The sequence below is a fragment of the Veillonella sp. 3310 genome, from assembly GCF_003999875.1.
Taxonomy (GTDB): domain Bacteria; phylum Bacillota; class Negativicutes; order Veillonellales; family Veillonellaceae; genus F0422.
The window spans coordinates 284,186-311,068 of record NZ_RQVJ01000002.1 but is presented as its reverse complement, the minus strand read 5'-3'; the positions used below and the strand labels follow the sequence as shown (position 1 = coordinate 311,068).

At 39.8% G+C, this 26,883-nt stretch carries 29 protein-coding genes and 1 tRNA gene; 3 read left to right on the top strand and 27 right to left on the bottom strand.

The features are described from left to right. Positions 1 to 1,018: 1,018 nt before the first annotated feature. The 14 genes from secF to EO127_RS04955 all read right to left on the bottom strand — a co-directional run bounded on the left by secF (position 1,019) and on the right by EO127_RS04955 (position 13,367). Positions 1,019 to 1,918: a protein translocase subunit SecF gene (secF, locus tag EO127_RS05020; protein WP_127068221.1), complete on the bottom strand. Its 900-nt coding sequence runs from the start codon at positions 1,916 to 1,918 to the stop codon at positions 1,019 to 1,021. Next, on the bottom strand, positions 1,915 to 3,177 hold the full coding sequence (gene secD / locus EO127_RS05015; RefSeq protein ID WP_127068220.1) for a protein translocase subunit SecD: 1,263 nt from the start codon (positions 3,175 to 3,177) through the stop codon (positions 1,915 to 1,917). Before secD ends, secF begins: the two co-directional genes overlap by 4 nt. Before the next feature lie 11 nt (positions 3,178 to 3,188). After that, positions 3,189 to 3,758: a 5-formyltetrahydrofolate cyclo-ligase gene (locus EO127_RS05010; protein WP_127448254.1), complete on the bottom strand. Its 570-nt coding sequence runs from the start codon at positions 3,756 to 3,758 to the stop codon at positions 3,189 to 3,191. Beyond that, the gene (yajC, locus tag EO127_RS05005) at positions 3,758 to 4,051 is read right to left on the bottom strand and encodes a preprotein translocase subunit YajC (protein WP_127448253.1); all 294 of its coding nucleotides are present in this window, start codon (positions 4,049 to 4,051) and stop codon (positions 3,758 to 3,760) included. The genes EO127_RS05010 and yajC overlap by 1 nt, the downstream gene beginning before the upstream one ends. A gap of 8 nt (positions 4,052 to 4,059) precedes the next feature. Further along, the gene (gene tgt, locus EO127_RS05000) at positions 4,060 to 5,169 is read right to left on the bottom strand and encodes a tRNA guanosine(34) transglycosylase Tgt (protein ID WP_127448252.1); all 1,110 of its coding nucleotides are present in this window, start codon (positions 5,167 to 5,169) and stop codon (positions 4,060 to 4,062) included. Positions 5,170 to 5,214: 45 nt separating this feature from the next. Next, positions 5,215 to 6,240, bottom strand: coding sequence for a tRNA preQ1(34) S-adenosylmethionine ribosyltransferase-isomerase QueA (gene queA / locus EO127_RS04995; protein ID WP_127448251.1), 1,026 nt, complete (start codon positions 6,238 to 6,240; stop codon positions 5,215 to 5,217). A 13-nt stretch (positions 6,241 to 6,253) separates the two neighbouring features. After that, the gene (locus EO127_RS04990; protein WP_240646009.1) at positions 6,254 to 7,717 is read right to left on the bottom strand and encodes a SpoIID/LytB domain-containing protein; all 1,464 of its coding nucleotides are present in this window, start codon (positions 7,715 to 7,717) and stop codon (positions 6,254 to 6,256) included. Beyond that, the gene (gene ruvB, locus EO127_RS04985; protein WP_127448250.1) at positions 7,714 to 8,721 is read right to left on the bottom strand and encodes a Holliday junction branch migration DNA helicase RuvB; all 1,008 of its coding nucleotides are present in this window, start codon (positions 8,719 to 8,721) and stop codon (positions 7,714 to 7,716) included. Before ruvB ends, EO127_RS04990 begins: the two co-directional genes overlap by 4 nt. A gap of 2 nt (positions 8,722 to 8,723) precedes the next feature. Then, positions 8,724 to 9,335: a Holliday junction branch migration protein RuvA gene (gene ruvA, locus EO127_RS04980; protein WP_127448249.1), complete on the bottom strand. Its 612-nt coding sequence runs from the start codon at positions 9,333 to 9,335 to the stop codon at positions 8,724 to 8,726. Positions 9,336 to 9,342: 7 nt separating this feature from the next. Further along, positions 9,343 to 9,843: a crossover junction endodeoxyribonuclease RuvC gene (gene ruvC / locus EO127_RS04975; RefSeq protein WP_009353415.1), complete on the bottom strand. Its 501-nt coding sequence runs from the start codon at positions 9,841 to 9,843 to the stop codon at positions 9,343 to 9,345. A gap of 69 nt (positions 9,844 to 9,912) precedes the next feature. After that, positions 9,913 to 10,587 carry a DNA repair protein RadC gene (gene radC / locus EO127_RS04970; protein WP_127448248.1) on the bottom strand — a complete coding sequence of 225 codons (675 nt, stop codon included), beginning with the start codon at positions 10,585 to 10,587 and terminating at the stop codon, positions 9,913 to 9,915. 249 nt (positions 10,588 to 10,836) lie between these two features. Further along, positions 10,837 to 11,463 (bottom strand): hypothetical protein, encoded by a 627-nt coding sequence (locus tag EO127_RS04965; protein WP_127448247.1) that lies wholly within the window; start codon positions 11,461 to 11,463, stop codon positions 10,837 to 10,839. A 119-nt stretch (positions 11,464 to 11,582) separates the two neighbouring features. Beyond that, complete coding sequence (locus EO127_RS04960; RefSeq protein WP_127068212.1) at positions 11,583 to 12,797, bottom strand: acetate/propionate family kinase; 1,215 nt, start codon at positions 12,795 to 12,797, stop codon at positions 11,583 to 11,585. 3 nt (positions 12,798 to 12,800) lie between these two features. Next, positions 12,801 to 13,367, bottom strand: coding sequence for a hypothetical protein (locus EO127_RS04955; protein ID WP_127448246.1), 567 nt, complete (start codon positions 13,365 to 13,367; stop codon positions 12,801 to 12,803). Positions 13,368 to 13,626: 259 nt separating this feature from the next. Between EO127_RS04955 and EO127_RS04950 the strand changes: the two genes are divergently transcribed. Continuing rightward, on the top strand, positions 13,627 to 14,964 hold the full coding sequence (locus tag EO127_RS04950; RefSeq protein ID WP_127448245.1) for a nucleotidyltransferase family protein: 1,338 nt from the start codon (positions 13,627 to 13,629) through the stop codon (positions 14,962 to 14,964). Positions 14,965 to 15,095: 131 nt separating this feature from the next. Here the strand turns inward: EO127_RS04950 and rimM are convergent, their stop codons facing one another. The 7 genes from rimM to EO127_RS04915 all read right to left on the bottom strand — a co-directional run bounded on the left by rimM (position 15,096) and on the right by EO127_RS04915 (position 19,270). Next, the gene (gene rimM, locus EO127_RS04945) at positions 15,096 to 15,593 is read right to left on the bottom strand and encodes a ribosome maturation factor RimM (RefSeq protein ID WP_127448244.1); all 498 of its coding nucleotides are present in this window, start codon (positions 15,591 to 15,593) and stop codon (positions 15,096 to 15,098) included. Further along, positions 15,593 to 16,000, bottom strand: a complete 408-nt coding sequence (locus EO127_RS04940; protein ID WP_127448243.1) for a YlqD family protein — start codon at positions 15,998 to 16,000, stop codon at positions 15,593 to 15,595. Before EO127_RS04940 ends, rimM begins: the two co-directional genes overlap by 1 nt. A 12-nt stretch (positions 16,001 to 16,012) precedes the next feature. Beyond that, positions 16,013 to 16,240: a KH domain-containing protein gene (locus EO127_RS04935; protein ID WP_009353402.1), complete on the bottom strand. Its 228-nt coding sequence runs from the start codon at positions 16,238 to 16,240 to the stop codon at positions 16,013 to 16,015. A 21-nt stretch (positions 16,241 to 16,261) separates the two neighbouring features. After that, entirely contained in the window at positions 16,262 to 16,525 is a 264-nt protein-coding gene (rpsP, locus tag EO127_RS04930) for a 30S ribosomal protein S16 (protein ID WP_009353289.1), read from the bottom strand. 27 nt (positions 16,526 to 16,552) lie between these two features. Then, positions 16,553 to 17,902 (bottom strand): signal recognition particle protein, encoded by a 1,350-nt coding sequence (gene ffh, locus EO127_RS04925; protein WP_127448242.1) that lies wholly within the window; start codon positions 17,900 to 17,902, stop codon positions 16,553 to 16,555. 1 nt (position 17,903) lies between these two features. Beyond that, the gene (gene ylxM / locus EO127_RS04920; RefSeq protein WP_127448241.1) at positions 17,904 to 18,227 is read right to left on the bottom strand and encodes a YlxM family DNA-binding protein; all 324 of its coding nucleotides are present in this window, start codon (positions 18,225 to 18,227) and stop codon (positions 17,904 to 17,906) included. 221 nt (positions 18,228 to 18,448) lie between these two features. After that, entirely contained in the window at positions 18,449 to 19,270 is an 822-nt protein-coding gene (locus EO127_RS04915) for a MerR family transcriptional regulator (protein WP_164742288.1), read from the bottom strand. A gap of 500 nt (positions 19,271 to 19,770) precedes the next feature. On the opposite strand from EO127_RS04915, the gene EO127_RS04910 reads away from it, so the two are divergent. After that, a complete protein-coding gene (locus EO127_RS04910; RefSeq protein WP_009353434.1) occupies positions 19,771 to 19,959 on the top strand; it encodes a hypothetical protein in 189 nt (62 codons plus the stop codon). A gap of 326 nt (positions 19,960 to 20,285) precedes the next feature. On the opposite strand, the gene EO127_RS04905 is transcribed toward EO127_RS04910, so the two are convergent. Continuing rightward, the gene (locus tag EO127_RS04905; RefSeq protein ID WP_127448239.1) at positions 20,286 to 22,439 is read right to left on the bottom strand and encodes a cation-translocating P-type ATPase; all 2,154 of its coding nucleotides are present in this window, start codon (positions 22,437 to 22,439) and stop codon (positions 20,286 to 20,288) included. A 347-nt stretch (positions 22,440 to 22,786) separates the two neighbouring features. Here EO127_RS04905 and EO127_RS04900 point away from each other — a divergent pair, with 347 nt between their 5' ends. Beyond that, on the top strand, positions 22,787 to 23,446 hold the full coding sequence (locus tag EO127_RS04900) for a YigZ family protein (RefSeq protein WP_127448238.1): 660 nt from the start codon (positions 22,787 to 22,789) through the stop codon (positions 23,444 to 23,446). Positions 23,447 to 23,681: 235 nt separating this feature from the next. Here the strand turns inward: EO127_RS04900 and EO127_RS08720 are convergent, their stop codons facing one another. The 5 genes from EO127_RS08720 to EO127_RS04880 all read right to left on the bottom strand — a co-directional run bounded on the left by EO127_RS08720 (position 23,682) and on the right by EO127_RS04880 (position 26,712). Then, a complete protein-coding gene (locus EO127_RS08720; RefSeq protein WP_164742287.1) occupies positions 23,682 to 23,852 on the bottom strand; it encodes a hypothetical protein in 171 nt (56 codons plus the stop codon). A 270-nt stretch (positions 23,853 to 24,122) separates the two neighbouring features. Beyond that, a tRNA-Ser gene (locus EO127_RS04895) sits at positions 24,123 to 24,213 on the bottom strand. Between the two features lie 50 nt (positions 24,214 to 24,263). Beyond that, a complete protein-coding gene (locus EO127_RS04890; protein ID WP_127068230.1) occupies positions 24,264 to 24,830 on the bottom strand; it encodes a carbonic anhydrase in 567 nt (188 codons plus the stop codon). Positions 24,831 to 24,848: 18 nt separating this feature from the next. After that, positions 24,849 to 25,961: a [FeFe] hydrogenase H-cluster radical SAM maturase HydE gene (gene hydE, locus EO127_RS04885; protein WP_127448237.1), complete on the bottom strand. Its 1,113-nt coding sequence runs from the start codon at positions 25,959 to 25,961 to the stop codon at positions 24,849 to 24,851. A 28-nt stretch (positions 25,962 to 25,989) separates the two neighbouring features. Further along, complete coding sequence (locus tag EO127_RS04880) at positions 25,990 to 26,712, bottom strand: YaaA family protein (RefSeq protein WP_127448236.1); 723 nt, start codon at positions 26,710 to 26,712, stop codon at positions 25,990 to 25,992. Positions 26,713 to 26,883 lie beyond the last annotated feature (171 nt).

Genomic DNA, 26,883 nt, shown 5'->3' with positions numbered 1-26,883 from the left:
CCGCACTCTGGCTTATGTTTACTTCTTTCGAAGTAATTACCTTACATTGTTCAGTTTTCAAAGATCAACTTTGTCATCCACAACACTGTGTTGTGGCGACTAGATTATAATAACAGATTCACATCATCATGTCAACAGTTATTTTAATCATTTTTTAATTTTCATTAGTTAATAACTTTTGAGAAAATTAAAAGTGCTTGTGACTCAAGCACTGAATGTATTATATGACATTTTCAAATAAATTACAACCCCTCTTTCACATAAAATTTTCATGTATTCACTATAGAATTTTGTTTTATAATTATACAACCATTACGCAGTAACTCCAGCGTTCTTTTACTAACCAACTTACACAAACATAAGAATAGCTTAGCGTACTCCGAACAATCACCTGCAAACTTTTACCGTAGGAACGTAGTTATATGTATAACGCTTTATGACGTTTTTTACTCTCTAAGTTATACAAATACAAAAGGGGCATGATGCACTTTGATCAAACGCTCACACTTTTCCTCTGAGGAACACAGTTATGTCTAGTAGCCTTGTGGCATTTCTTACTATCTAGATTACACATATACAAGAAGACCACGACGTCCCCCGAGCATACACTCACAAACTTTTACTCGAGGAACACAATTACGCGTAGCAGCCCTGTAGCATTCTTTACTACCTAAATTCCACAAATACAAGAAGAGCATGGTGTGCTCCGAACAACCGCTTACAACCTCCTCTGAGGAACGCAGTTACGCGTAGAACAACTTGTGGCATTATTACGCTTATTACACAAATATAAAAGACCGCAATATACCTCCGAAGAAACATTATGAAATACCGTTTCTGAGGAGGTGTATTGCGGTCTGCCATTCACCTATTTTCGATATAAAGCCACAAGGTTGAATAGCATCGCAAGTGACGATACATTATGAAATACCGTTTGAGAGAGGGTATGTCGTGCTCTTCCCTTCATCATATTCAGTTAATAACCGCCACAAGACAGAATAGCATCACAAGTGACGTTTTAGGCGCGTACGTTTCGTGCGTCTTTTTTATTTTTCGACTTCCAAATCGCCCATAAAGATGTAGCCACGCAAATGGAGGAATATGCACCACTTACGAAACCAACGATCATACATAGAGCAAAGTTCTTTGTTGTATCCCCACCAAAGAAGTATAAGGAGCAACATGCAAACAATACTGTAGATAATGTATAACAAGAACGATGGATACTTTGATGAATACTTGCATTCGCAAGATCTGCAAATGTATCTGTACGCTTATGGGTATGTGTATTTTCACGAATACGGTCAAAGATAACGACAGATTCGTTCATGGAGTAACCGATAACTGTCAAAATCGCCGCCAAGAAGGACGAATCAATTTCTAAATGGAAGAAAGAGAATATCCCCAATACCATGATAAGGTCATGGAAGATTGCTGACAAACAAGACAAGGCTACTCGATACTCAAATCGATACGTAATATATAACGCTAATGCCACGAAAGCAATGAGCAAATTAGTTAAGGCATGTTCTGTGACTTCAGAACCAATAACGGCACCCACCGATTCAATACGCTTCACAGTACCTTCCGCTAAATTTTTATTCAATGCTGCTACCACAGCTTGACTTTCACTAGCTTCAAGGTTACGAGTACGAATCATTACGGTTTTACCTTCTGACTCAGTAGCATCCGCACCAGATAATTGGATCACTGCATTTTCTAATTCAAAGGCTTTCAAATTTTCCCGCACAGCAGATACCTGCACTGGTTTACTAAATTCCACTTCTACAATGGTACCACCTGTAAAGTCGATACCAAAGTTAAATCCATACATAAACATGGAAATAATACTTAGAATAACCGCAATGGAGGAGATACTAAACCACCAACGATGACGTTTTATTACATCAAATGTCATTTTTTCTTATCTCCTTTCTTAAATGCTTCAATGGTAACAGATGGAGATACATTAGAACCATACCAGAATGGACGGTTCGTAATTTGCGCTGCAATAAGCATATGCATTAAAGTACGGCTCATGGATACAGCTGTAAACATAGATACAATAACCCCTAATGCCAAGTTGATAGCGAAACCTTTTACAGGACCACTGCCTAGAACAATAAGGATAACCGCTGTAATCATAACAGACGTATTTGCATCAAAGATTGTATCGAAAGCACGACGGAAACCAGATTCCATGGACATGCGCAATGTTTTACCTTCCACCACTTCTTCTTTGAATCGTTCAAAGATCAGGATATTCGCATCTACGGCAACCCCCATACTAAGAATAATACCAGCTACACCTGGCAGGGTCATGGTCGCATTCAAGGCATGCGGTCCTAGGATCGCTACCAAAATTAACACAAACACCAACAAAGCAATAGTTGCTACAAATCCAGATAATCTGTATAACACAAGCATAAATGCAATGATTAAGGCAATCCCAACACCAAAAGCTACGACAGATTTATCTTTAGAATCTTGACCCAAGGTAGGACCAACTGTACGCACTTCCATAACTTCTACTTTAACAGGCAAAGCACCAGAACGCAGCAAAATAGCTAAGCTTTTGGCTTCTTCTAAGTCACGGCTACCAGTAATACGAGCACTACCACCAGTAATTGGTTCATTTACCACTGGATTTGTCAACTGCTCACCATCCAAGTAAATACCAATATGACGACCGATATTAGCTGTTGTTAAAGCGCCGAATTTTTTCGCCCCTTCATCTGTTAATTGGATGTTAACAGATGCTTGTTTACCTTCTAATTGTTCTTTCGCATCTTTTAAATCATTACCATCTAAATGGACTTTGCCATTTTCATCACGGAACTCAAGAACCGCTGTTTTACCAACTGTTTCGATGGCTTTTTGTGGATCTTTTTCACCAGGTAATTCGATAATGATACGTTTTTTACCTTCTCGTTGAATGATAGGCTCTGTTAAGCCCATTTCATTAATACGACGGCCTAAAATTTGAATAACCCGTTCCACAGCATCATCTGTGACCACATTTGGACCAGAATCTTGCGCTTCTAATACAATATGGGTACCACCTTGCAAATCTAACCCTTGTTTAATAGAGTTAGCAAGTGGTCCAATGAGCCAAATAAACAGGCCTAAAATCACTGCCACTACGCCGAAAAAGCGTAAAGCTGCTTTTGTGTTCAATGGATTCCCTCCTATTCTTTATAACAATGGATACTCTCTGATGGCGTCACAATTGTGTGCATCCACTCATCATGAGGTGCCATAGGCAACATTTCTTCTGAAAGTTGGTTATCCCAGGCTATACCGATTCGTTTTTCTAGAGCAATCTGTTGTAAATATCGGTCATAATATCCAGCACCCATTCCCATACGGCCACCTCTTCGATCAAAGGCAAGACCGGGAACGAGAATACAATCCAATGTTTGAGGTTCTACAATCGCATACGGTTCTTTAGGAATCCGTATTCCCAATGTTCCTCTCGCAAGGTCTTCTAAACTCCTTATGCGAACTCCTATCATATCTGTCTTGGTCATACACACAGGCACGTATACATATTTACCCCTGCGCAAGGCTTCCGTAATAAACGCATCTATATTGGCTTCTCTTGGCATAGCCAAGTACGCCATAATATACTCCGCATCAGCCACTATAGGAATAGACCAAAGCCGATTAGCTAATTGTTGAGACCAAGCAGAAACCTCTTGGACTTGTACATTGCGACGGTGTTCTAAAAACGTTTTGCGCAATGCCATTTTATCCATTACTTTTGTTCCTTTCCAAGAACTTGAGCAATCGCTGTACGAGCGAATTTCATTTCTACTTTTTCAGATACTTGTAGCACTAATGTATCTTCTGTTAAGGAAATAATTTCACCGTAAATACCGCCAACAGTCAGTACTTTTTGACCTTTTTTCAAGCTGTTCAATAAGACTTGACGCTGTTTTTGTTGTTTCTTTTGCGGACGATATAGCAAGAAGTAAAAAATCACGACCATAATCAATAATGGTAAAACCGCTTGCCCTGTTTGTCCTTGGAAAAATTCTAAGAAATCCATAAGTCCTCCTATTTAGTAAAATATTGCCAGAACTCTTCGCGGAATGCTACAAAACGATCTTCTAAGATGGCTTTACGCATTTGACGCATAAATTCTAGTAAGAAATATAAATTATGATACGACACCAATCGGAAAGCTAAAATTTCTTCTGCCTTGTATAGATGTCGAATATAAGCTCTTGAATAATTTTGGCATGCATAACAGCCACAACCTTCTTCAATAGGACCCCAGTCACGCATGAAAGACGCATTACGTAAATTCAACCGGCCTTTCCATGTCATGGCCATACCATTTCGTGCCACACGTGTTGGATATACGCAGTCAAACATATCAACACCACGAGCTACCCCTTCCACTAAACAGTCAGCAGTACCAACACCCATCAAATAACGAGCTTTATTGGTAGGCAACAATGGTGTTGTATATTCTAGCACTTCATACATCAACTCATGTGGTTCCCCTACAGAAAGGCCACCGATGCTATACCCTTCAAAGTCCATTGCCACTAACTCTTTGGCGCTTCTTTCACGAAGATCTTTATACATACCACCTTGGACGATACCAAACATACCTTGATTCTTGGAACGACGTGCCTCTTGGCAACGTTCCGCCCAACGTGTGGTCCGTGCTGTGGATGCATCTGCATATCTATGATCTGCAGGATATGGAATACACTCATCGAATGCCATCATAATATCAGATCCTAATTGTTCCTGCACTTTCGTTGCCACTTCAGGAGACAGAAACTTTTTAGACCCATCTAAATGAGATCTAAAGTTAACCCCTTCTTCAGAAATCTTGCGTAACTTACCTAAACTGAACACTTGGAATCCACCACTATCTGTTAAAATAGCTTGATCCCAGTTCATAAATTTATGTAAGCCACCTGCTTCTTCCACTAAATCAGCACCTGGACGCAAGAATAAATGATAGGTATTACTCAAAATTACTTGAGACCCCATCGCTTTTAGCTCCTCTGGGGCTAATGTTTTTACCGTCGCCTGTGTCCCAACAGGCATAAACATCGGTGTTTCATAGGTCCCATGTGGAGTATGCAATAACCCTGCCCGCGCACCTGTGTGGGGGCATTGTTTTTGCAATTCATATCTAATTGCCATATATACACTCCTTTATTACTTTTGTATTATAACACAACTTTCAATTTATCGAATGAACATTGCGTCACCAAAGCTGAAAAATCTATACTTTTCACGGACCGCCTCTTCATAAGCCGCCAAACAATGTTCTCTACTAGCTAGGGCACTAATCAGCATGAGCAAGGTAGACTGAGGCAAATGAAAATTAGTAATCAATGCATCTACCATTTTATAGGTATACCCAGGATAAATAAAGATTTGAGTCCAATCAGATCCACTCTTCACATGACCTACCTCAGTCGCTGCTGATTCTAAGGTGCGCACCGATGTAGTTCCTACGGCAATCACTCTTCGTCCCTCTGCTTTAGCACGATTCACCAGTTTTGCAGTATCTTCCGACACGTGATAAAACTCTTTATGCATATCATGGTCTTCAATGGATTCTGCCGACACAGGACGGAATGTGCCTAGCCCTACATGTAATGTAACAAATCCAATTTGTACCCCTTTGCGCTGAATTTCATCTAATAACTCTGGAGTGAAATGCAATCCTGCTGTAGGGGCTGCTGCCGACCCTTTTTCTTTGGCATATACTGTCTGATATCTATCTTTATCTTCTAGTTTTTCATGAATATACGGAGGCAATGGCATTTCCCCAATGTCATTGATAATCTCATCAAAGTTGCCGTTTGGCTTAAATTGAATTAATCGACCACCAAAGTCTGTATGGTCTATGACCTCCGCTTCTAAATTAGGACCAAATACTAACTCCTGCCCTTTTAAGCACTTCTTGCCCGGTTTGACAAGGCACTCCCAAAGATGTTCTCCTTTAGGGGTTAACAGTAGCACTTCTACCTTGCCACCAGTTCCTTTTCTCTCTCCATACAAACGAGCAGGGATGACCTTTGTATTATTAAAAATTAACACATCCCCTTCACATAATTCATCTAGTATGGAATGAAAGGATGCTTTATGGCATATTGCTCCGCTCATCTTATCTAAGGTCATCAATCGCGATGTGTCCCTTGGTTCTACAGGATGTTGCGCAATGAGTTCCTCAGGCAAGTCATAATTAAAATCAGATACTTTCATACTATTCCTCTTATTAATTGTACAGTTTCGTAAGTGCCGTACCTTGGTAATAATGTTGTAAAATCACTTTATAATAATCAGGCTGGCTCGCCTCTTTTCGACTCGCCATTTCTGCCGCTCCCCACTGTGAAAGTCCCAAACCATGTCCCCAACCATATCCATGAATTGTCACAGTCTGATTGGCTTTACTAAAGGTATGGTTAGCTTTTACGGAAGAACCCTGAATTCGACTCGGCGGGGTTTGTCCTACATAAAAATCAAATAAGGTGGACTTCAATCCAAATATTCCTTGTACCTGTTCTCCTGTGAGCGATACAGAACCCTTTTCACCGATAAATTTCATCGTTTTTACACGCCCTGATACCCCACGATCTTGTACTTTCATAGGTCGATCTGCCAATGGAGATAGTTCAATCTTCTGTAAGTATCCTACAGATTTGCTGGCGCCAGCCAATTTCTGTTCTATACTTTGACGGCTAGTGATAACATTCCACACCGTGGTCCCTTCATGATTAGAAAAATCTACTACACCCTTTAGATATGGTAAATCATTGCCCCACAGGTTTACACTATCCTCTGTATAGCCACCGCCATCTGAATGAAAGAGGGCATTAATGGGTTGTCCTTGATAAGTAAGAACCACACCATGCGTGCGCTTTACTGCTGCATTAGTACTGGAAAATTCGCTACTTTTACCTCCATATACTTGGTCAGCTGTGGTAGTTCCAATATCATATATACTATTTTGTTTGCTCTTCATGGAGTGTAATGCATAGGTTCTAGCTGCCACTGCTTGTGCTTCTAGGGCCGGCGTAGGCCAACTAGGTACTACTTCTTCCGGCACTACACCTTGTACATATTGTTCTAACCCCAGTACATTGATAACACTCATAGACCCTGATGCATTAGCGTGTACTGTCACACCACCACGATAGGTTTTCCCCAATGTTTGCAATTCTGATCCATATCTACCTTGTGTATTTTGAATAGTAATTGACTTATCAATACTATGTCCATTTATATGTACTGAACCGCCTCCACTCGAAACTGTCACAGTCTGATTTTCTTTGATAGTTTGCACTTGATGTCCACGGCTATCTAGAACAACCATAGGCATAGCACTACTAATGGAAAAAGATTGTGATCTATGCCCTAGTAATACTCGTATCACTGGCTCTCCACTAGTACCTGATTCTCGTACCGTATTAGCTACTGCGTTGGTATCCCCTTTTTTATCTTTTATATTGGACTCCGATACGGTCTGTTTTTCAGCATTCGATGCTTTCACCGTAGGCTTCTGAATCACTCGTTTTGGTACTGTTGGAGCTTTTCTTTCATTCGGTTTCACAAAAGTGGCTTTCACTGTTGTACGTTTCGGCACTTCCTTCTGCGGTGCAGCCATCCCTACAAATGGTGTACCCCCTAATAGAGCCGTCATCACTGTTATCGCCACATAGCGATATCCTAGCTTTTTCATGCATCCACCTTTCTAGGGATTCCCAAGTGGTCATAGGCAGCCGGCGTTACGATACGCCCACGATTCGTTCGTGCCAACAATCCAAGTTGCATCAAATACGGCTCATACACATCTTCCACACTTTCACGTTCCTCACTCACAGAGGCTGCAATCGTATCCACCCCTACAGGACCACCATCGAATTTTTCAATGATAGTCCTTAAAATTCGTCGGTCTATACGATCTAATCCTAACTTATCAATATCTAACCGTTGCAATGCCTGGTCTGCAATATCTTTTGTAATCACACCATCACCCAATACTTGTGCCACATCACGGACACGTTTCAATAAGCGGTTGGCGATACGAGGGGTTCCTCTAGATCGACGAGCGATCTCACCGGCCCCTTCTGGATCCATATGAATATCTAAAATATCAGCAGAACGGCTCACAATAAACTCTAACTCATTTTGTTTGTAATATTCTAAACGGCTGATTACACCAAAGCGATCACGCAAAGGCGCTGCCAAAGATCCTGCTCGTGTGGTAGCTCCAATCAGTGTGAATTTTGGCAATTCAATGCGTACAGATCTAGCACTTGGACCTTTACCAATAATGATATCTAAAGCATAATCTTCCATTGCAGAATATAGCACTTCTTCTACAGACCGAGATAATCGATGGATTTCATCGATAAACAGCACATCTCCCGGTTGCAAATTACTCAATAGTGCCGCTAAATCGCCAGCTCGTTCTATGGCTGGTCCAGAGGTAACACGGAAGTTCACCCCTAATTCATTAGCCACAATGCCGGCTAAGGTAGTTTTACCCAGTCCAGGAGGTCCATATAATAACACGTGGTCCAATGTATCGCCCCGTAGCTTGGCGGCTTCAATGAAAATGTGAAGATTTTCTTTCGCCTGCGTCTGCCCAATATATTCTTTTAAATAGCGAGGACGAAGACTAAATTGCCAATTGTCTTCCTCCCGTTCTTGCATGGTTACAATTCGATTTTCCTGATCCATTCTTATCGCCCTTTACCCAATGCCGCTAATACTTGTTTTAATAAAACTGGTACTTCCTGTGTTCCATCGTAGACATCTTGGATCACTGGCTGTACCTCTTGTGCGCTGTACCCTAATGCCATAAGGGCTTCTAACACTTCTTCTGTAGTACCTACAGGCACTTGTTCTACTGGTGAGATTCTGCCCTGTGTGGTAAAAGTTCCTGCAATACCGAGGCTTTCAATTTTATCTTTTAACTCTAGCACCAATCGCTCTGCTGATTTTTTACCAATACCAGGCAATTTTTGAAGACCTTTGGTATCGCCACTAATGATAAGTCCTACAAAATGTTCTGGACTAATAGCCGATAAAATACCAAGACCTAATTTAGGCCCCACTCCCGATACGGAAATGAGCAGTAAAAATAGCTCATAATCTTCCATGGTCAAAAAACCATATAGCTGAATGGCATCTTCACGAACATTGGTATAAGTAAACAAACAAGTTGCTTCCCCTACTTGCAACTGACTTTGCACTGAACTAGGCACGTACACACGATACCCTACATCATGAACATTGACGTACACCGCATCCAGTAATCGATGGGTAACAATCCCTTTTATATATGCAATCATAAATTCCTCACAACTGTAAAATTTGCTTTAATGTATCCGTATGGGAACTATGGGCTGTACAGATAGCAATCGCCAAGGCATCTGCCGCATCATCAGGCTTAATTTTTTCGCGAATCCCCAATAAGTTCATTGTCATATACGTGACCTGCTCTTTTGTGGCTTTCCCATAGCCCACCACAGATTGTTTTACCTGTAATGGTGTATATTCGTAAATTGGTAAGTCTTGTTGACTTGCCGCCAGTAGCGTAACGCCTCTCGCTTGCGCTACGCCGATACCCGTTGTTACATTGCGGGCAAAGTATAATTTTTCTATACCAAACTTTTGAGGGCGAAATTCTTCTAAAATATCGCTTAATTCATTAAATATAATTTCTAACCGGCTTGCTTCTGGAGTTTTCGCCTCTGTGGTTATCACTCCGTAGGTAACTGGTTTTAGAGAACTCCCTATAACATCGATAATACCATACCCACAAATCGCATAGCCCGGATCTATTCCAATAATTCGCACGCTATAACCTCTGATTTCTTTTCATTGTTCCAATCATTTAATTATAGCAAATTTATACAACATCTGCACCTATAGTATCCCTTTTTCTAATAAACTTACATAGATGCCATCACCAATAATGATATGGTCTAGTACAGGGATCCCCATCACTTCCCCAGCTCTAGCAAAAATTTTTGTTACTCGTACATCATCACTGCTCTCTGTAGGATCTCCTGATGGGTGATTATGCATCAAAATAATCGCCGCTGCATTGGCGTCAATAGCTTGTCGAAATACAGCTCGTTGCTCCGCCGTACTGCTAGTTAATCCTCCTTTAGAAATTAGAACAGGCTTGATCAATTTATTTTTCACCGTCAGTAATAAGACATAAAAATGTTCTTCTGTTTTATGGCGAAGACGTTCCATCATGTAATTAGCCGCTGCCTCTGGAGTACTAAAATCTTCCCAATCTCGTTTGACTTTCATCTGTCCTAGACGTCTGCCCAATTCAATAGCTGCACAAATAGTCACCGCCTTGTCCTGCCCGATGCCATCAATTTCTCGTAAAGCATCTATGGTAACATTGTTCAAACCTCCTACTAATCCTTCCATGCGCATTACCACATCATGAGCCACTTCCAAGACAGTAGCTCCCTTTCGACCTGTTCGTAATAAAATGGCTAATAGCTCTTCTAACTCTAGCGCTTCCGCTCCTAAGGCAATAAATTTTTCTCGTGGCATTTGATACGATTGTAAGTCCAACATAATTCCTCCAACATTTGAAAGTACATCCTCTACTCCTATAAACGACAACACGCCACACCCCGAAGAGTGTGACGTATCACTATGTACCATAGTAGGTACCCATATATCTTTCTTTATATTGTATTCGCTATATACTGAAAAAACCCTTTTATTTTCTTCAAACTTTGTCTTACATCTTCTAGCGATTGAGGTCTAACTGTCACAGCACATGCTAGTATACACTTCCTATGTAACCTGTACAAACTGCTCTTACTCTTTCGATTCTGCTGTTTCCGCTTGACCTTGCCCATATACATTGGCTGCATAGCGCTCAAAATCTTCACCATGTTTAAAGGCATCTTCTCGCAGATATGCATGAAAGACAACTTGGTCTTCTTTCACCTGTATCAAATTCGGTACATGCTGTGCTAAGACATCAAAGAACTCTTGTTCTGCTTTCAATAACACACGACCATGTTTTAATTTTTTTCCTTCCACCACTGAGTAGGCTAATGCCCATACAGGACGGTCATCGGTAGAGGACAACTTTCGATATTTATAACGAAATTTTAAAGGGGGCATCATGGATTGCTTAAATCGATACACTCCATTCATCATAGCATAAGGAATGACCATTCGCTTCTTTCCTAGTAATCCTACCTCATCAATTATAAGATCAGATTCTGTTAAAGTAACTGTGTAAGTTCCCACTGCTTGCGACACAAGTACAAATAGTATAATTCCTTCTATTAATATTTCCGCTAATGCTACACTACCCAGCTCCATATAACGCCATACACTATATGCTAAAGCCAGTACTGCTAGTGCAATAAATACACTGACTAAAGCAATTCCAGCTTTGGAATGCTTCGATTTTTCTTGATACTGTATAGACATACTTCCACCCTTTCCTAATTAGCATCACTCCTATAGCTAGGATAGCAATGGATGAAAGCATTTGTCAACAACAAAAAGAGCCCCCTCATAGAGGAGACTCTTTCACAGATAATCAGAGATTACCAGTTTTTCATCACTAATGGGCTAGTAATACGTTTTGTATCACGAGCGATCATGATTTCTTCGTTTGTAGGGATTGCAAAGATTTTAACTTTGGAACCTTCTGCACTGATTTCCGCTTCTTTACCACGAACGTTATTGCGTTCAGGGTCAATACGAGTACCTAAGTATTCTAAACCATTACAGATTGCGTCACGGTTACCAATACCATTTTCACCGATACCTGCTGTAAATACGATAGCGTCAACACCACCCATAACAGCTACGTAAGCACCGATTGTAGCACGAACTTTATAATGGAACATATCCAATGCTAATTGAGCACGTTTATTGCCTTCTTCAGCAGCTTCTTCGATAACGCGGAAGTCATTGGAAACGCCAGAAATACCGAATACACCAGATTTTTTATTCATGATAGCATCGATTTCATGGTATGTCATATCCCATTTTTCCATCAAGTAAGGTACGATAGCAGGGTCGATATCTCCACAACGAGTACCCATGATTAAACCGGACAATGGAGTGAAACCCATGGAAGTATCGATAGAACGACCACCTTTGATAGCTGTAACGGAAGAACCATTACCTAAGTGACAGGATACGATGCGAAGATCGGACATGTGTTTACCCATCAATTCAGCTACACGTTGTGCCACATATTTGTGGGAAGTACCATGGAAACCATAACGGCGAACACCTAAATCAGTGTATGCTTCGTATGGAAGACCATATAAGAATGCCTCTGCTGGCATTGTTTGATGGAATGCTGTATCAAATACACCAACTTGTGGTACATTTGGCATAATTTTTTGGCATGCTTCGATACCTTGGATGTTTGGAGGATTGTGAAGCGGAGCGATTTTTGCGCATTCTTCCAATGCTTCCATCACTGCTGGAGTGATTAATACAGAATCAGCAAATTTTTCAGCACCATGTACTACACGATGACCAACAGCGTCGATTTCATCCATGGAACCAATCACGCCATGTTCTGGATCAACTAAAATATCCAATAAGACTTGTAACGCCACTTTGTGGTCAGCCACTGGTTCGATGCGTTCTAATTTGTCAGCATCTGGACGGCGATGAGTGAAAATAGCATCATCGGAACCGATTTTTTCAAATTGACCTTTCGCCAATACAACTTCATGCTCCATATCAATTAATTGATACTTCAAGGAGGAGCTACCGCAGTTTACAACTAAAACGTTCATGTCTTATCCCTCTTTCTTAGTAACTTGAATGTGCCCATTCACACGTTGATTGATGTCTTCTCCTTGTGGAGAACTATCACTGTATGAATAGCGTATATTCCACAGTACACCTTTATTAATGAAAGTATACTGAGTAAACCTAATTTTTTGTCCATTAGCACCTGCCAGCATTGTAGATTTCACAGCCTGCACGCCGTCCACCTGTACTTGCTCTTGGTCCCATGGTATATTGGCACCCGTTTGGCCTAATTCTTTAACCAAAGCTTGTTGCCCTAATTTTGCGCCCTCTTCTAGCGTTGGCAATGGCGCTCCTGTAGAAGCCTGTGTAGCACTTACATAGACACCATAATTTTTATCCAGTCCTGCATAGATGGTCAAAGGTTGTCCCTTTTCATTGGCTGTAATTCTATCCAACTGACCAAAGTCAAACGGAGAATCTACAATCACTTCAGATTGACCTACATTGATGACTTTCTGACCAAAACTATAGGTATCGATGGCTTGTTGACTACCACAGCCACCTAAGAACAACACCATCCCTAAACCAAGGGCTATGATATATTGTTTCATATAGTCACCTCTAATAGACACAATTTCTACAGTCAATTATAACATTAATTTCACGTTTTTTTCTACCCCTTTTTATGAGCTCTTTCATGCATAGCAAGTCTATTGTATATAACTATTTCGTATAGTACGCTCCCCCTTCTTGCTATTCGCAAAGAATATTCATCATTATTTTCTTAACAAATTGTATGCGCTACGGGTATCATTTATGAAAGTAATATCTCATGATATACTAATATACATATACAGGAGGTACTAGATTATGAATACCATAGGAATTATTGCAGAATATAATCCTTTTCACAAGGGGCATGCCCATCAATTACAAGAGCTTCGCCGCAAATATCCTGACTCAACCTTGCTCGTAGTAATGAGTGGCGACTTTGTGCAACGAGGAACACCTGCCATATTTTCTAAATTTCATCGTGCCCAATGGGCTGTCATGGGCGGTGCCGATATTGTATTCGAGTTACCTTCTATGTTTTCCGTTAGCTCCGCGGAATATTTTGCAGCTGGTGGAGTTCGATTGTTACATACCTTGGGATGTGACGCTATCTCCTTTGGGTCTAGCCATACACAAGTAGAAGAACTTGTATCCATCGCCAAAACTCTAGATCATCCTAGTACACAAGAATCGTTGCGCTCCTTTTTGGAGCAAGGGTACTCCTATGGTACAGCCTTACGTAAAGCCGTGCAAAGGTTTCATTCAGTAAGTAACCCAATGAATACCGATGACATTTTAGGCAAAAACACATCTGATACCATGCTTGCATCAACAGAACAAGATGCATCAGAAAATAATGTACTAAAAAACGCAAACCATATACGCATATTGGACACTGACCCTAATACTATCTTAGGCATTGAATATATACGCGCCTTACATCGCTATCATATCGAGTTAGATATCATTCCCGTGGAGCGCACTAGTTCCCATCACAATCCAACCTTAGGAAATTCCTTACCATCTGGCACAGCCTTACGAAGTGCTATTTATGCCTCCTCCCTTTTAGAAGAAAGCGATTCCAAGTGGCATCAATACCTTCCCCCCATCGTATCTCCTCTTGCTAGGGACATCGTGCAAGCTAACTATTATGCCAATCTAAACCACTATTACGATATGATACACCTTACCAGTCGTGTAGTAACAAAAAAAGAGTTACAAACCTTGCATGATATGAGTGATGGCCTAGAAGATGCCTGGCTCACTGCGAGCGCCCTCTCCTCTTGGGAACAGGCTCGTGAAAGTCTAAAATCAAGACGCTACACCTACTCTCGTCTCGATCGCATCGCTAGCTACAGTCTTTTCCGCCGCACTAAAGAGATATTCCAAAAGTGCCACCAGCAGGGGCCTACCTATGGTCGTCTCCTAGCTTTCAATGACCGAGGCCGCCAATACTTAAGAGAAAAACGTGCCTCCATTCCTATCGTCCAAAAATGGGCTCCTTTCTGTCAACAAGCAACGGGGATTTCCAAAATACTATGCGAACAAGATCAACTAGCAAGTCGCCTATGGCGACTCACTGTAGACAATCCCCGCTATCGTGACAGTCATTATGATTACACTACTAGTCCTGTGTATGTGCAAAATCCAATATAACCTAAATGTGGTCTTCTATCCATATCGTTACTACTGTTGTAAAACAAACTGAATAATATACCCATTGTTACGCACACAAAAAGTCCCCTGTACTGAATGCATCATTGCACTTAGTACAAGGGACTTTTCTATTACAACCATTCTGGAGGATCTACGATCATTTTACCGCCTTCAATATCAATGGTTAATACCACAGTTTTTAGAGCCGGCAACAATAGATCGGGTTCACCTTCTTTGGCTACGACGTATACATCATTTGCGCCAGGTTGCAACACTTCTTTTACAATACCTAAATCATTACCTTCCGTATCTTCCACAGCAAGGCCTTCGATTTCAAAGATATAATATCTATCTTCTGGCAATTCCACCAAATCTTGTCTTGGCACTTTAATTTCTTGTTTACCTAAACGCTCCACAGCCGTGCGATCAGGCAACTCTTTGAAAGTAGCCAAAATAAACTGTTTATGAAATTTTGCAGATGTAATATGGTATAGTTGACCATTGATGTAGCACACATCCATTTTCATAAACCGTTCTGGAAAGTCTGTTCTCGGCAATATACGAACATCGCCCCGCACACCGTGCGGAGCGACGATCACACCGATAGTAATCAGTTCTTGCATATCCATTATTTACGGAATGCTACCACTTTGCCATCTTCTAGCAAAATTTCAGACCCCATAAGAGCGTCTAAATTATCACCGATTTTTACAGTAATCGTTTGCTCCATTTGGCCTTGGGCAATTTCAGAACCAATTTCAAGCTTTTCCGCTTCTTTCAAACGCTCTGCTACTTGAGCTTTGAAAGCTACGCGTTGTTGCTTGTCTTCCTCGATTTGTTGACGCAATTGGATTAAACCTTGTGCATCAATTTTTGCTTGTTCACTTAACAAACGTTTTGCTTGGAATTCGATTTGTTGTAAATCTTGATCCACCATATCCATTTGTTGTTGTAAATCAGCAATGATTTTGTTTTTTAAAGTGTCCGTAACCTTAGACTTAATTGCCACGGGTACGCGTAATGTCATTTCTTCCATGTTACCACCCTTTTAGACAATATCAACGGATATCTTCTTGTTCTCTTTAATAGCCGCTGCTTTAGCCACAGCGCGAATCGCTTTCGCAATCTTACCTTGTTTTCCAATTACTTTACCCATGTCATCAGGTGCGACACGGATTTCATAGACTTCCACTTGATCGCGAACTTCCATAGTAACAGAAACGGCTTCAGGTTGCTTAACTAATGATTGAACAATTAATGTAATTAATTCTTGCATCACAGTACGCCTCTCTATTAATTATTTTTTAGCGTCAGCAAATTTTTGCATAACACCATGTTTTTTGAACAAGGAGCGAACAGTATCAGTAGGTTGTGCACCTTTACCCAACCACTCTAATGCTTTCTCTTCGTCAATATTAACGATTGCTGGGTTTTTAGTAGCATCGTATTGACCTACTGTATCAACTGGACGGCCTTCGCGTGGAGCGCGGGAGTCAGCAACAACGATACGATAGAAAGGAGCTTTTTTAGCACCTAAACGAGTTAAACGGATTTTTAACATTCTTCTTTCACCTCCTTAAATAGAATATTATCCCATGAACGGTAATTTAGGGAACATGCCCTTCTTACCTTTGCTCATAGACTGCATTTGCTTCATAAACTTACGAGCCTCTTCAAATTGTTTAATCAATTGATTCACTCGATGCACTGTAGTGCCGGAACCTGCCGCAATACGTTTACGACGAGAACCATTCAATATGTTAGGATCTGTACGTTCCGCCATCGTCATAGATTTGATAATAGCCTCTATTTGACGTACTTCTTTATTATCTAAGTCAAAGCCCGCTAACTGGTCTTTCAATTTACCCATACCAGGCAACATACCCAATAAATTTTGCAACGGACCCAATTTACGAATTTGATTCATTTGTGCCAAGAAATCATCTAAGGTAAAGCTATTTTTGGCCATCTTTTCAGCCATTTTTTTCGCTTCTTCTTCATCGATGGAACTTTGCACATTTTCAATCAATGTTTTGAAATCGCCTAAATCAAGAATACGAGATGCCATACGATCAGGATGGAATACTTCTAAGCCGTCCATCTTTTCGCTAGTACCTGTAAATTTAATAGGTGTTCCTGTTACCGCTTTAATAGAAAGAGCTGCACCACCACGAGCATCGCCATCCATTTTCGTCAAAATGACACCATCTAGGCCTAAGTAATTATTAAATGCTTCTGCTGTACCCACTGCATCTTGACCAATCATGGCATCTACCACTAGCAAGATTTCGTGAGGTTTTACTTCAGCCTTGATATTAGCCAATTCATCCATCAAGGTTTCATCAATGGCAAGTCGACCTGCTGTATCGATGATAACAATGTCTTTGAATAGGCGTTTTGCCTCTTCAATACCAGCTTTAGCAATCTCTACTGGATTTGCACCCGGCGTTTCATTCGCGAATACAGGAACATCGATTTGAGCGCCCACTACTTGCAATTGCTTAATCGCTGCTGGGCGATACACATCGGCTGCTACTAGCATAGGATTCTTACCTTGTTTACGAAGGTGTACAGACAACTTACCAGCCGTAGTCGTTTTACCTGCCCCTTGCAAGCCAACCAACATAATGATGGTTGGTGCTTTCGGAGAAATCATAATCCGGCTTTCAGTACCACCTAGTAACTCGGTCAATTCGTCATTCACAATTTTAATAACCGTTTGCGCAGGGTTCAAGGAACCAAACACTTCCTCACCCAAGGCTTTATCCTTGATACGGGCAATGAAATCTTTCGCTACTCCAAAGTTTACGTCTGCTTCTAACAAAGCAAAGCGAACTTGTCGTAACGCTAGGTTAACATCTTCTTCAGAAATTTTACCTTTTCCCTTTAAGGATGCAAAGGCTTCTTGCAATTTATGCGTTAAATTTTCAAAAGCCATACTAGCCCTCCAATTGTGTTAATAATGACTGAATCGATTCAGATGTAATGGCAATAGATGCTAATTCATCTTTAACCTGTTTTACAATCTTTCGCCGTAGTAAATATTGTTCAATAAGGTGTAGCTTTTGTTCATATCCTTCCATACTAGCTTTTGCACGTTCAATATTGTCGTGCACCGCTTGCCTTGAGATACTCAACTCTTCTGCAATTTCACCTAATGACATATCATCTTCATGATGCAATGCATAACACTCTCGTTGTCGATCCGTCAGTAAGGCTCCATAAAAATCTAACAACAAACTAATTGTCATTCGTTCTTCCATGGTTCCTCCTTCTGAACATTCTGAAAGCATCATCTGTCAAGCAAAAAATATTTACACCCTATATTACCAATATTTACCTAACTTGTCAATAGTTGTAAAGTGAATTGCCTTTACACACAAAATAATCTATACCACAACATCTTATATTTTGTACTACATCGCGTCTTATGGTAACTCATTTTTATATTTTGTTTCCAATTCTTTCAGCATACATGTTTCATCTATTCCTCAACAGGTACTGTAATTTTAGATAAATAGTCTTCACGTTTTGTCTCTGTCCAATAATTCCGTACTGGTTCTATATATACGGAACCTGCAATTTGTAATCCCTCATAAGATAAATAACTACTTACTTTATCGTACATCCACTGAGCCTGTTCTTCATAAAGCCCCGTATAAAACATTTCTAGATACATCCCTCTAGGACGAGTAACAATCTCCATATCTCCTTCATAATCAAACCCTACATCTGTACAATAATGGCTGTACTTGATGATATCTCCCTGTTCATAGTCTTCTCCATCGATAGCCATACCAATTTGAATAGCTTTAAAAGGGACTTCCTCTATAAGCCTAGCTTGATGTTCTAATAAAGTAAATAACTTTTTCTTTCCTTTTTCTGTTGCATCATAAGGAGTTAGTGCATAGAAAGATTCTTCTTTCATACCAAAGAACAAACGATTTTTAGGTATTTTTAAATATCGTTCTAAGTTAAATAAGGTTCTCTCTAAATTCATTTTATTTGTATATAAATCATTAATCTCCCGATCAAAGCCATAGCGTGCATCTTCTAATAAGCTTTTCAACATATGCGGACCTCGATGTTCCACATAATCTTGAATATCTTTCAAGGATAGATTTAGTTTTTTTAGGGTCAAAATAATCTCTAATCGATAGCACTCTTCTAATGTGTAATAACGGTATCCATTATCTTCAATTTTTGCTGGCAGAAATAGTCCTAATTTTTCATAATATAGAATTGTTTGTTTTGATATGCCATAAATTTTCGACACATCTCCAATCGTCATATAAATATTTCGCATAGATACTATCCTTTCTACTGTATTTCCAACAGGCATTTAGGTCTTCTAATAGATTTAATACATGTAACACTTTTAATACATGTATTACATTTAATACTGTCTCAATATTTGTACTATGTATAATAATCTTAATTATTTTATTTCGTATAATATATAATTTTTTCGTTGAAACTAAACTATTGGTATATAGTTTTATCTATACCTATACTATAGCATAACTACGGGCTTTTTACATATTGACTTTCATTCATGTATTTTACTATATTATTAAATTAATTCTCATAAAAAAGCCCTATTTCTAAGCTTTCAGATTAAAAAAACCTATGATATCAATGGTTATCGATAAATATAAAAAATTATAAAAATAATTCTTTTTATTTGTTGACTCCACCACAACCATATACTTTATTATAATACCAGAGGACAGGTACAAGATGTACAGGAGTTCTCAATGAGCAAGTTAATAAGTATAAACTATATTGTAAAAGGAGGCTATTCCTATGGCATGTGGACACAAAGGTCGCGAATTTTACGCGAACGATCCAGAAAAATTAGCACGCTACGATATGGCAATGCGTCATATTGAAGCAGCTCGTGAAGAAGGTCAATCTTCCGAGGAAATCCATGCTATGTTCAACCGCATTATGAGCGGCAACACAGCTGGTAAATGTAAGCACAAAAAAGGTTGATTCAAATACGTACGCCCATACTATTAGAATATACCCCAACCTTTGAGTGAAATAGATAGGACGATGTCCAAAACAAAACCCCAACTCTTCTTCCCTTGAGTTGGGGTTCTATTTTTGTGTAAAAACTATGACTGACCACTCGCGTATACATAGTCTCAACATTTGGTATCATATTTCTAAAAAAGACTATAACAAATCGTACCTAAATCGTATTTGTTATAGTCCTTTTTTATTGTAGATCATACGTTGAATATCCATGTATATCCTATTCCATAGATATTACAATACAGTTATGAACTTCTCCGGATCATCATATACGTGAATGATTACACTTTTGCACGTTTTAATCGCAACGCATTGCTCACCACCGTAACAGAGCTAAATGCCATGGCGGTGCCGGCAATGATAGGGCTTAAATAGCCCATGGCTGCCAGCGGAATACCAATGCAGTTAAAGATCAATGCCCAGAATAAATTTTGTTTAATATTTGTCATCGTTTTACGACTAATCGTCACGGCTTGTACTAAGGTGCGCAAATCATTTCGCACTAATACGATATCCGCCGCCTCAATGGCTACGTCCGTACCATGACCGATACCAAATCCAATATCTGCTAGCGCTAAAGCTGGCGCATCATTGATACCATCTCCCACCATGCCAACGGATTTTCCTTGACTTTGTAATGTGGCGATGGTATTTGCTTTATCTTGTGGCAGTACTTCCGCTACTACGTGAGTAATTCCTGCTTGGGCAGCTATATAGTTCGCTGTGCGCGCATTGTCTCCTGTGACCATCCACACATCGATGCCTTGCTCTTGTAAAGCCTTTACAACCTCAGGAGTTTCTGGACGCAATGTATCTGCTACAGCCCAAATACCGTGTACTGTGCCGTCTACTAACAAGACGGATACAGAATTGCCTTGTTCTTCCAGACTGTGGATCTCTCCTTGCCATGGCGTGATATCAATACCTAGTTCTTGCATCCAGCGAGTATGACCAACCCGAATCAATTTATCCGCTATACGTCCTTCCAATCCTTTTCCTGGAATATCTTGGAAGTCTTTCACGATCATTTGTGGCACGCCTTTGCTAGCACCGTATTTAGCAATGGCTTGTGCAATAGGGTGAGTAGAACCTTTTTCAAGATTCACTGTGAAAGCTAAGTTATACATTTCATCACCTGCTGTATATATCACTTTCGTAACAGATAGCTTTCCTTCTGTTAAAGTCCCAGTTTTATCCATGATGATCGCATTGATATGACCTGCTTTTTCTAAAAATTCTGCGCTTTTAATAAGCACACCATGTTCTGCCCCAAGGCCTGAACCTACCATAATGGATGTGGGTGTCGCCAATCCCAAGGCGCACGGGCAGGCAATTACAAGCACAGCTGTGCCATATAATAAAGCTTTTCCTACCGTAGATCCTAATGCAAAATACCAAATAATCATGGTAAGAATGGCAATACCGATGACTACCGGCACAAAATAGGATGCTACCACATCCGCGATACGCTGAATGCTCGCTTTAGATGCTTGCGCTTGTTCCACTACTTTGATGATTTGGGATAACATAGTTTCCTCCCCAATAGCAGTGGCTTTCATAATAAATGTGCCCGACATGTTAACTGTAGCGCCTATGACTTGACTAGACTGACCTTTTTCTACAGGTACGCTTTCACCTGTCAACATAGCCTCATCCACTGTGGAATGACCTTCTAAAATAATTCCATCTACTGGCACTTTTTCGCCGGCCCGCACTTGGATCTTGTCACCTAGGACAATCTCCTTCGTAGGAATGTCCATCCACTCCCCATTGCGTTCCACATGGGCCACGCTAGGTTGTAATGCCACTAATTTTTGAATGGCCTCAGACGTACGACCCTTAGCAATATCTTCTAATAGTTTGCCCAATAATATAAAAGTAATTAACCATGCCGAAGTTTCAAAATATACATCGTGATTCCCCACTGCCATTTGGTAAATGCTAAATCCATAGGCTACGGAAGTTCCCAATGCGACTAGCACATCCATGGTAAGTGTACCACTACGAATGGCTGCAAAAGCGCTAGTGTAAAAAATCCAGCCCGCCCCAAACTGAGCAATCGTAGCTAACACCAATTCAACCTCATGCGATAACATAGGCCAATGCCATAAATAGTGCCCCATCATGGACACCATCATCGGAATAGCCATGAGAGCAGCCACGCCTAAGCGGATATATTGCCCTTTATGAGATGGTTTTTCTACCTTCATATCCGCATCAGTAGCAATATGTGCTTCAAATCCAATTTTTTCAATGGCAGCGATGACTTCTGTAGCACCAATCGTGCTATCATCTGTATACGCTACCGTTCCTTTATTGGTGAGCAAGTTGACTTTTACATCAGCCACACCTTCTAACTTACTGACCACTTTTTCTACACGCCCTACACAAGCTGCGCAGTGCATGCCGATAATAGAAAATTCTTCTTTACGCATGATTCCTCCTAATGATATATGGTTCTACATGAAAGATATTTAAATTTCTCAATATAAATATATTAACATATATCCAACCTATTTCATAGTACATGGACTATACAAATCTAACTGTATATACCTTATACAAATCTCGCAGTATATGGCTTACACCGATTTAATAGCTATCGATTGTCTAACCCACCGTGTTTACACAAACTATTGTATCCTGTCCGTATTATGCTGTCCGATTATACAGATCTAACACTCTATATTTCGTATAGCAACAGTGTTCCACTAACTTATGTTATACTAAAGGTATTCAATGATTGTAATCTCATTTTTATTATTCTTATCCAGGAGTTCCTATGTCAGACATTCCACAATCTTATATCACCATAGCTAATGAATTTAGAACTGAATATATCATAGAAAAGTCACGTTTCATTTCTACTATCGCTCCTGTTACTACTGAAGCAGAAGCACAAACATTTATCCAACGTATATCCAAAGAATTTTGGGATGCTACTCACAACTGCACCGCCTATGCTATCGGCTCTCGCCAAGAACAACAGCGTTCCTCTGACAATGGAGAGCCCTCAGGGACGGCAGGAAAACCGATGCTAGAAGTATTAAAAAAAACAGGCATTACAAACGTAGCTGTCGTAGTTACTCGTTATTTCGGAGGTATTAAGTTAGGTGCAGGAGGACTCATTCGTGCGTACTCTCATAGTGCAGCCAAGGCTGTCCAAGAAGGACCTAAACTACTCATTGCACCTCGTCAAATTGTGACTATCTCCATAGATTATTCTAACTTTGGAGCCATAGAGCGCCAACTACAAACTCTAGCGCTTCACTATACAGCATCGTTTACAGATCTAGTATCTATTGAAATCTATGTAGAACCAGAAGCTGTGACTTCCTTAGAAACTAATTTGACGAATCTAACTGGTGGTAACTTAACCTGGCAATTACAAGAGGTTCGCATGGTAGAATTGCCGTATACTACTGATATACCTGAAGACTGATGTCTAAATACAATATATACATAATTGGTAATAGAGTAGTAGACCTCCTGCGGTACGTCTTCTCATACCACATAAATCAGTTATGTAATAGACTAATAAAGTTTCTAATCTATCTCTGATAAACAAATGATATGGGATTTCCCAAAATCGCAACAAAAAACCACGGTGTCTTCCTTCACCGTGGTTTTTTGTGCTTCTTGTTGGAGTCCTCTATATAAAGGGAAAGTACGCTAAATTAATTATTGCAGCATTCTGCTACAAATACTTCTACAACTTCTTCATCTTGCAATTCAGAAGTCCAAGGATGTGGCCAGCCTTTAATGCTATTATCTTTGCATTGGCTTGCTTCACATGCTTCTAAACGATGTTTTTTTAAATTTTCTATCCATGCTGTTACTAAACTCATATTAGTTACTTCCTTCCTTGTATACACACCTTAGAGTGTGTGTTCTTATTGCATGACTGTAGTATACAAGAGTCTGCTTATTTTGTGAAATGACAGATAGTTATTATCTCATAAACTATTTTTTATAACACTTTTTATAGTCTTTTTATTAAATCAAATTTAATTATAACTAGAACGCATATAAATTATAACTTTTTGACGTTTATTTGACGATTTTTGACTTTTGAGAAAACAAAAAAGCACACATGCTTGCATATGTGCTCTTGTCTGTGGCGGAGGATTAGGGATTCGAACCCTAGCGCCGGTAACCCGACCTAACGATTTAGCAAACCGTCCTCTTCAGCCTCTTGAGTAATCCTCCATGATACCCATTAAGGATATCACAAGTTGATTCTATTTGTCAATCACTTTTTATAGTTCATAGCCAACTTCTACCACTTCTACTTCTCCAGAATTTGGATGCATCATCAATCCATGAACTGCTACATCCTTAGGAATCAACGGGTTCATACGAAGCATGCTGACCGTTTCTTGTACATTGTCCACTGGGTGTGAAAATCCATCAGCCCAATGCTCTAATTCATGACGAACCATTTGGATTGCATCTGGAGAAACACCTCTAGATAACATAGCTGTAGTTAAGCTTTCAGAAGTCGTTTTTGCCATGCCACATTCGTAGTGACCGATAACAAAAATTTCAGATACGCCTAACTCGTAAATACACACAAGCAAACTACGTACCACGCTGTCGAACATACCTGAAATGGAGTTGCCCGCCGATTTAATCACTTTTGCATGACCTCGTTCAATGCCAAGGGCTTGTTCCATAAAGTTTACCAAGCGCGTATCCATACAAGTTAATATTGCAATTTCACGGGTTGGCACCTTGCTCACTGTTGGAGGTTCATCTCCATGTTCTTGGCTAGTACTATCCAAAAATTCTCGATTATGTCGTAATATTTCATTTAATAAATTCATCATTCACCTCACATGAAATTATCGAATCCGTTTTTTGTAATGTTGTGAATTACCTTGTTGTTTCCAGCCTACACGATCACCAATAGACATAACTCTACGAGTTAAACATTCTTTACATTGGTCTGCATTATCATCGACACAAGGCTTATTATCGTACAACAAATATTTCGCACGATGCTCTGGCACAGTAATGATCGGCATCAAGATATTGGCTCCCGCTGCCAAACCTTTTTCACGACCTAATTTATCTAAGGCTTGTAGCGCTGTGGTAGCCGCAATATTTACATCTTTCAAGAATAACCGTGTTAAAGCAATCATTTTTAAGCCTAACTGCACTCGTTCTAATTTGCCCTCTTGCGAATCAATACCTAATTCTAAAGCGCGCTGGCCTAATGGTGTATCATGATGTACCACATACGGTCCCATACCAATCATATCGATGTCCATATCACGATAAAATAAAATATCATTTACAAGATCATCTAATGTTTGCCCTGGTAAACCAATCATAACACCTGTACCTACTTGAAATCCTACCTTACGCAAAGATTGTAAGCAATTCACACGAGTCTCAAAGGAGTGCAACGCATCCTTAGGATGAATCATCTCAAATAAGTCTTTATTCGTCGTTTCAATGCGAAGAAGATAACGGTCCGCACCTGCCTCGCGCATACGTCTATAGGCTTCTTCCGATTGCTCCCCTACACACATAGTGATACCTAGCTCATGATTGCTTAACTTTTTAATATCTCGGATAAGTTCCACCACATACTCTACAAAAGCATCATCTGTACGTTCTCCAGATTGCAAGGTCAAAGAGCCATATTCATGGTCATAGGCCCATTTTGCCATTTTCAATACATCATCACGCGACATATCGAATCGTTCTGTTTTGTTGTTTTCATGACGTATGCCACAATATAAGCAGTTTTTAATACAACGATTGGAAAACTCAATGAGTCCACGGTAATACGCCACTTTATCTACGTAAGCAGCTTTCACCTCATAGGCTTTTTTATATATCTTTTGTAATTCACCTTCATCAGTAATGGTCATGAGAAATCGCAATTCCTCTTCCGTTAACCACTCATCTCCGACAAGATCTTTCTGTAAAATGCTATCTACTGTCATATTTCCTCTATTAGAATACATATTATACTTATAATTCCTTGCGATAGGCAATGGTAATTGACCCATCTATTATTTCCGGCAATGGATCCAATACAAATCCTTTTAATTCCTTCGGCAACTGTGAAAGTTCCGTAATTTGATGTTCACAGATATAATGCGCCAAAGAACCACGCATTTGTTTTGAAGATGTACTCAGCTGTTTCCATACACCCTGACGATGTTCTAAAAACTCGATAGTCACTATCTTAGGGTGGTTAATCCATTTAGAATATTCTTTAGATGCCAAATTTAGTATCCAATCTTCCTCTGCTACAGCGGCATCTACTAAGGGTTGCCACCAAATATAAAGATTAGTTTTTTGTTCTTTTAGGACAGGATCAATTAAATCTAGTCGATATCCTTTGATTCCACTATTAGGAGCTACTAAGCCATACAAAGCTGACCCAATCCATATATGGGTATTCGCAAACGCTTTTCCATCTGATGATAAAACTTCGTAGTTAAAGTTTTTAAAAGACAGTCCATCATAGCTGAGCGCAGCCATACCTTCTACTTCTTTGTCATAGTTTTGATAAAAAGCATATACTTCATCTAAGACTGTATCTTTTATTTTTAAAGCCTTTCCTAGTGCTTCTTTTGACATGCCTTGCATGTGTTCCACAATTTGTTCCGTCATATGTGGCGCAAACTGAGGTGCACTTGATGTGCCTTTTATATCTTTTGTTTTACTAGGGGATATAATTAATTTCATTCTGCCCTCTATTCTAACGTTTAATATATTGACTTACTTCATACCCTATGGTCATGATGTTAAACCTTTACAATCTTTATATTGTTCATAGTATTTTTATAGACCTATCTAGTATACCATACATCGAATACTTTTGATATGGATTCTATCATATATATTAGAAAATACAAA

Coding starts and splice junctions, on each gene's coding strand:
- ruvA (WP_127448249.1), bottom strand. CDS start 9,335: ATGATTGCATATATAAAAGGGATTGTTACCCATCGATTACTGGATGCG.
- queA (WP_127448251.1), bottom strand. CDS start 6,240: ATGAAAGTATCTGATTTTAATTATGACTTGCCTGAGGAACTCATTGCG.
- ffh (WP_127448242.1), bottom strand. CDS start 17,902: ATGGCTTTTGAAAATTTAACGCATAAATTGCAAGAAGCCTTTGCATCC.
- EO127_RS04915 (WP_164742288.1), bottom strand. CDS start 19,270: ATGCGAAATATTTATATGACGATTGGAGATGTGTCGAAAATTTATGGC.
- ylxM (WP_127448241.1), bottom strand. CDS start 18,227: ATGGAAGAACGAATGACAATTAGTTTGTTGTTAGATTTTTATGGAGCC.
- EO127_RS08720 (WP_164742287.1), bottom strand. CDS start 23,852: ATGAGTTTAGTAACAGCATGGATAGAAAATTTAAAAAAACATCGTTTA.
- EO127_RS04935 (WP_009353402.1), bottom strand. CDS start 16,240: ATGCAAGAATTAATTACATTAATTGTTCAATCATTAGTTAAGCAACCT.
- radC (WP_127448248.1), bottom strand. CDS start 10,587: ATGTTGGACTTACAATCGTATCAAATGCCACGAGAAAAATTTATTGCC.
- EO127_RS04960 (WP_127068212.1), bottom strand. CDS start 12,797: ATGAACGTTTTAGTTGTAAACTGCGGTAGCTCCTCCTTGAAGTATCAA.
- EO127_RS04910 (WP_009353434.1), top strand. CDS start 19,771: ATGGCATGTGGACACAAAGGTCGCGAATTTTACGCGAACGATCCAGAA.
- EO127_RS05010 (WP_127448254.1), bottom strand. CDS start 3,758: ATGGATAAAATGGCATTGCGCAAAACGTTTTTAGAACACCGTCGCAAT.
- ruvB (WP_127448250.1), bottom strand. CDS start 8,721: ATGGATCAGGAAAATCGAATTGTAACCATGCAAGAACGGGAGGAAGAC.
- EO127_RS04905 (WP_127448239.1), bottom strand. CDS start 22,439: ATGCGTAAAGAAGAATTTTCTATTATCGGCATGCACTGCGCAGCTTGT.
- tgt (WP_127448252.1), bottom strand. CDS start 5,169: ATGGCAATTAGATATGAATTGCAAAAACAATGCCCCCACACAGGTGCG.
- EO127_RS04940 (WP_127448243.1), bottom strand. CDS start 16,000: ATGGAAGAAATGACATTACGCGTACCCGTGGCAATTAAGTCTAAGGTT.
- EO127_RS04965 (WP_127448247.1), bottom strand. CDS start 11,463: ATGTCTATACAGTATCAAGAAAAATCGAAGCATTCCAAAGCTGGAATT.
- rimM (WP_127448244.1), bottom strand. CDS start 15,593: ATGGATATGCAAGAACTGATTACTATCGGTGTGATCGTCGCTCCGCAC.
- EO127_RS04955 (WP_127448246.1), bottom strand. CDS start 13,367: ATGAAACAATATATCATAGCCCTTGGTTTAGGGATGGTGTTGTTCTTA.
- yajC (WP_127448253.1), bottom strand. CDS start 4,051: ATGGATTTCTTAGAATTTTTCCAAGGACAAACAGGGCAAGCGGTTTTA.
- secF (WP_127068221.1), bottom strand. CDS start 1,918: ATGACATTTGATGTAATAAAACGTCATCGTTGGTGGTTTAGTATCTCC.
- rpsP (WP_009353289.1), bottom strand. CDS start 16,525: ATGTTAAAAATCCGTTTAACTCGTTTAGGTGCTAAAAAAGCTCCTTTC.
- hydE (WP_127448237.1), bottom strand. CDS start 25,961: ATGACAGTAGATAGCATTTTACAGAAAGATCTTGTCGGAGATGAGTGG.
- EO127_RS04990 (WP_240646009.1), bottom strand. CDS start 7,717: ATGAAAAAGCTAGGATATCGCTATGTGGCGATAACAGTGATGACGGCT.
- EO127_RS04950 (WP_127448245.1), top strand. CDS start 13,627: ATGAATACCATAGGAATTATTGCAGAATATAATCCTTTTCACAAGGGG.
- EO127_RS04890 (WP_127068230.1), bottom strand. CDS start 24,830: ATGAATTTATTAAATGAAATATTACGACATAATCGAGAATTTTTGGAT.
- EO127_RS04880 (WP_127448236.1), bottom strand. CDS start 26,712: ATGAAATTAATTATATCCCCTAGTAAAACAAAAGATATAAAAGGCACA.
- EO127_RS04900 (WP_127448238.1), top strand. CDS start 22,787: ATGTCAGACATTCCACAATCTTATATCACCATAGCTAATGAATTTAGA.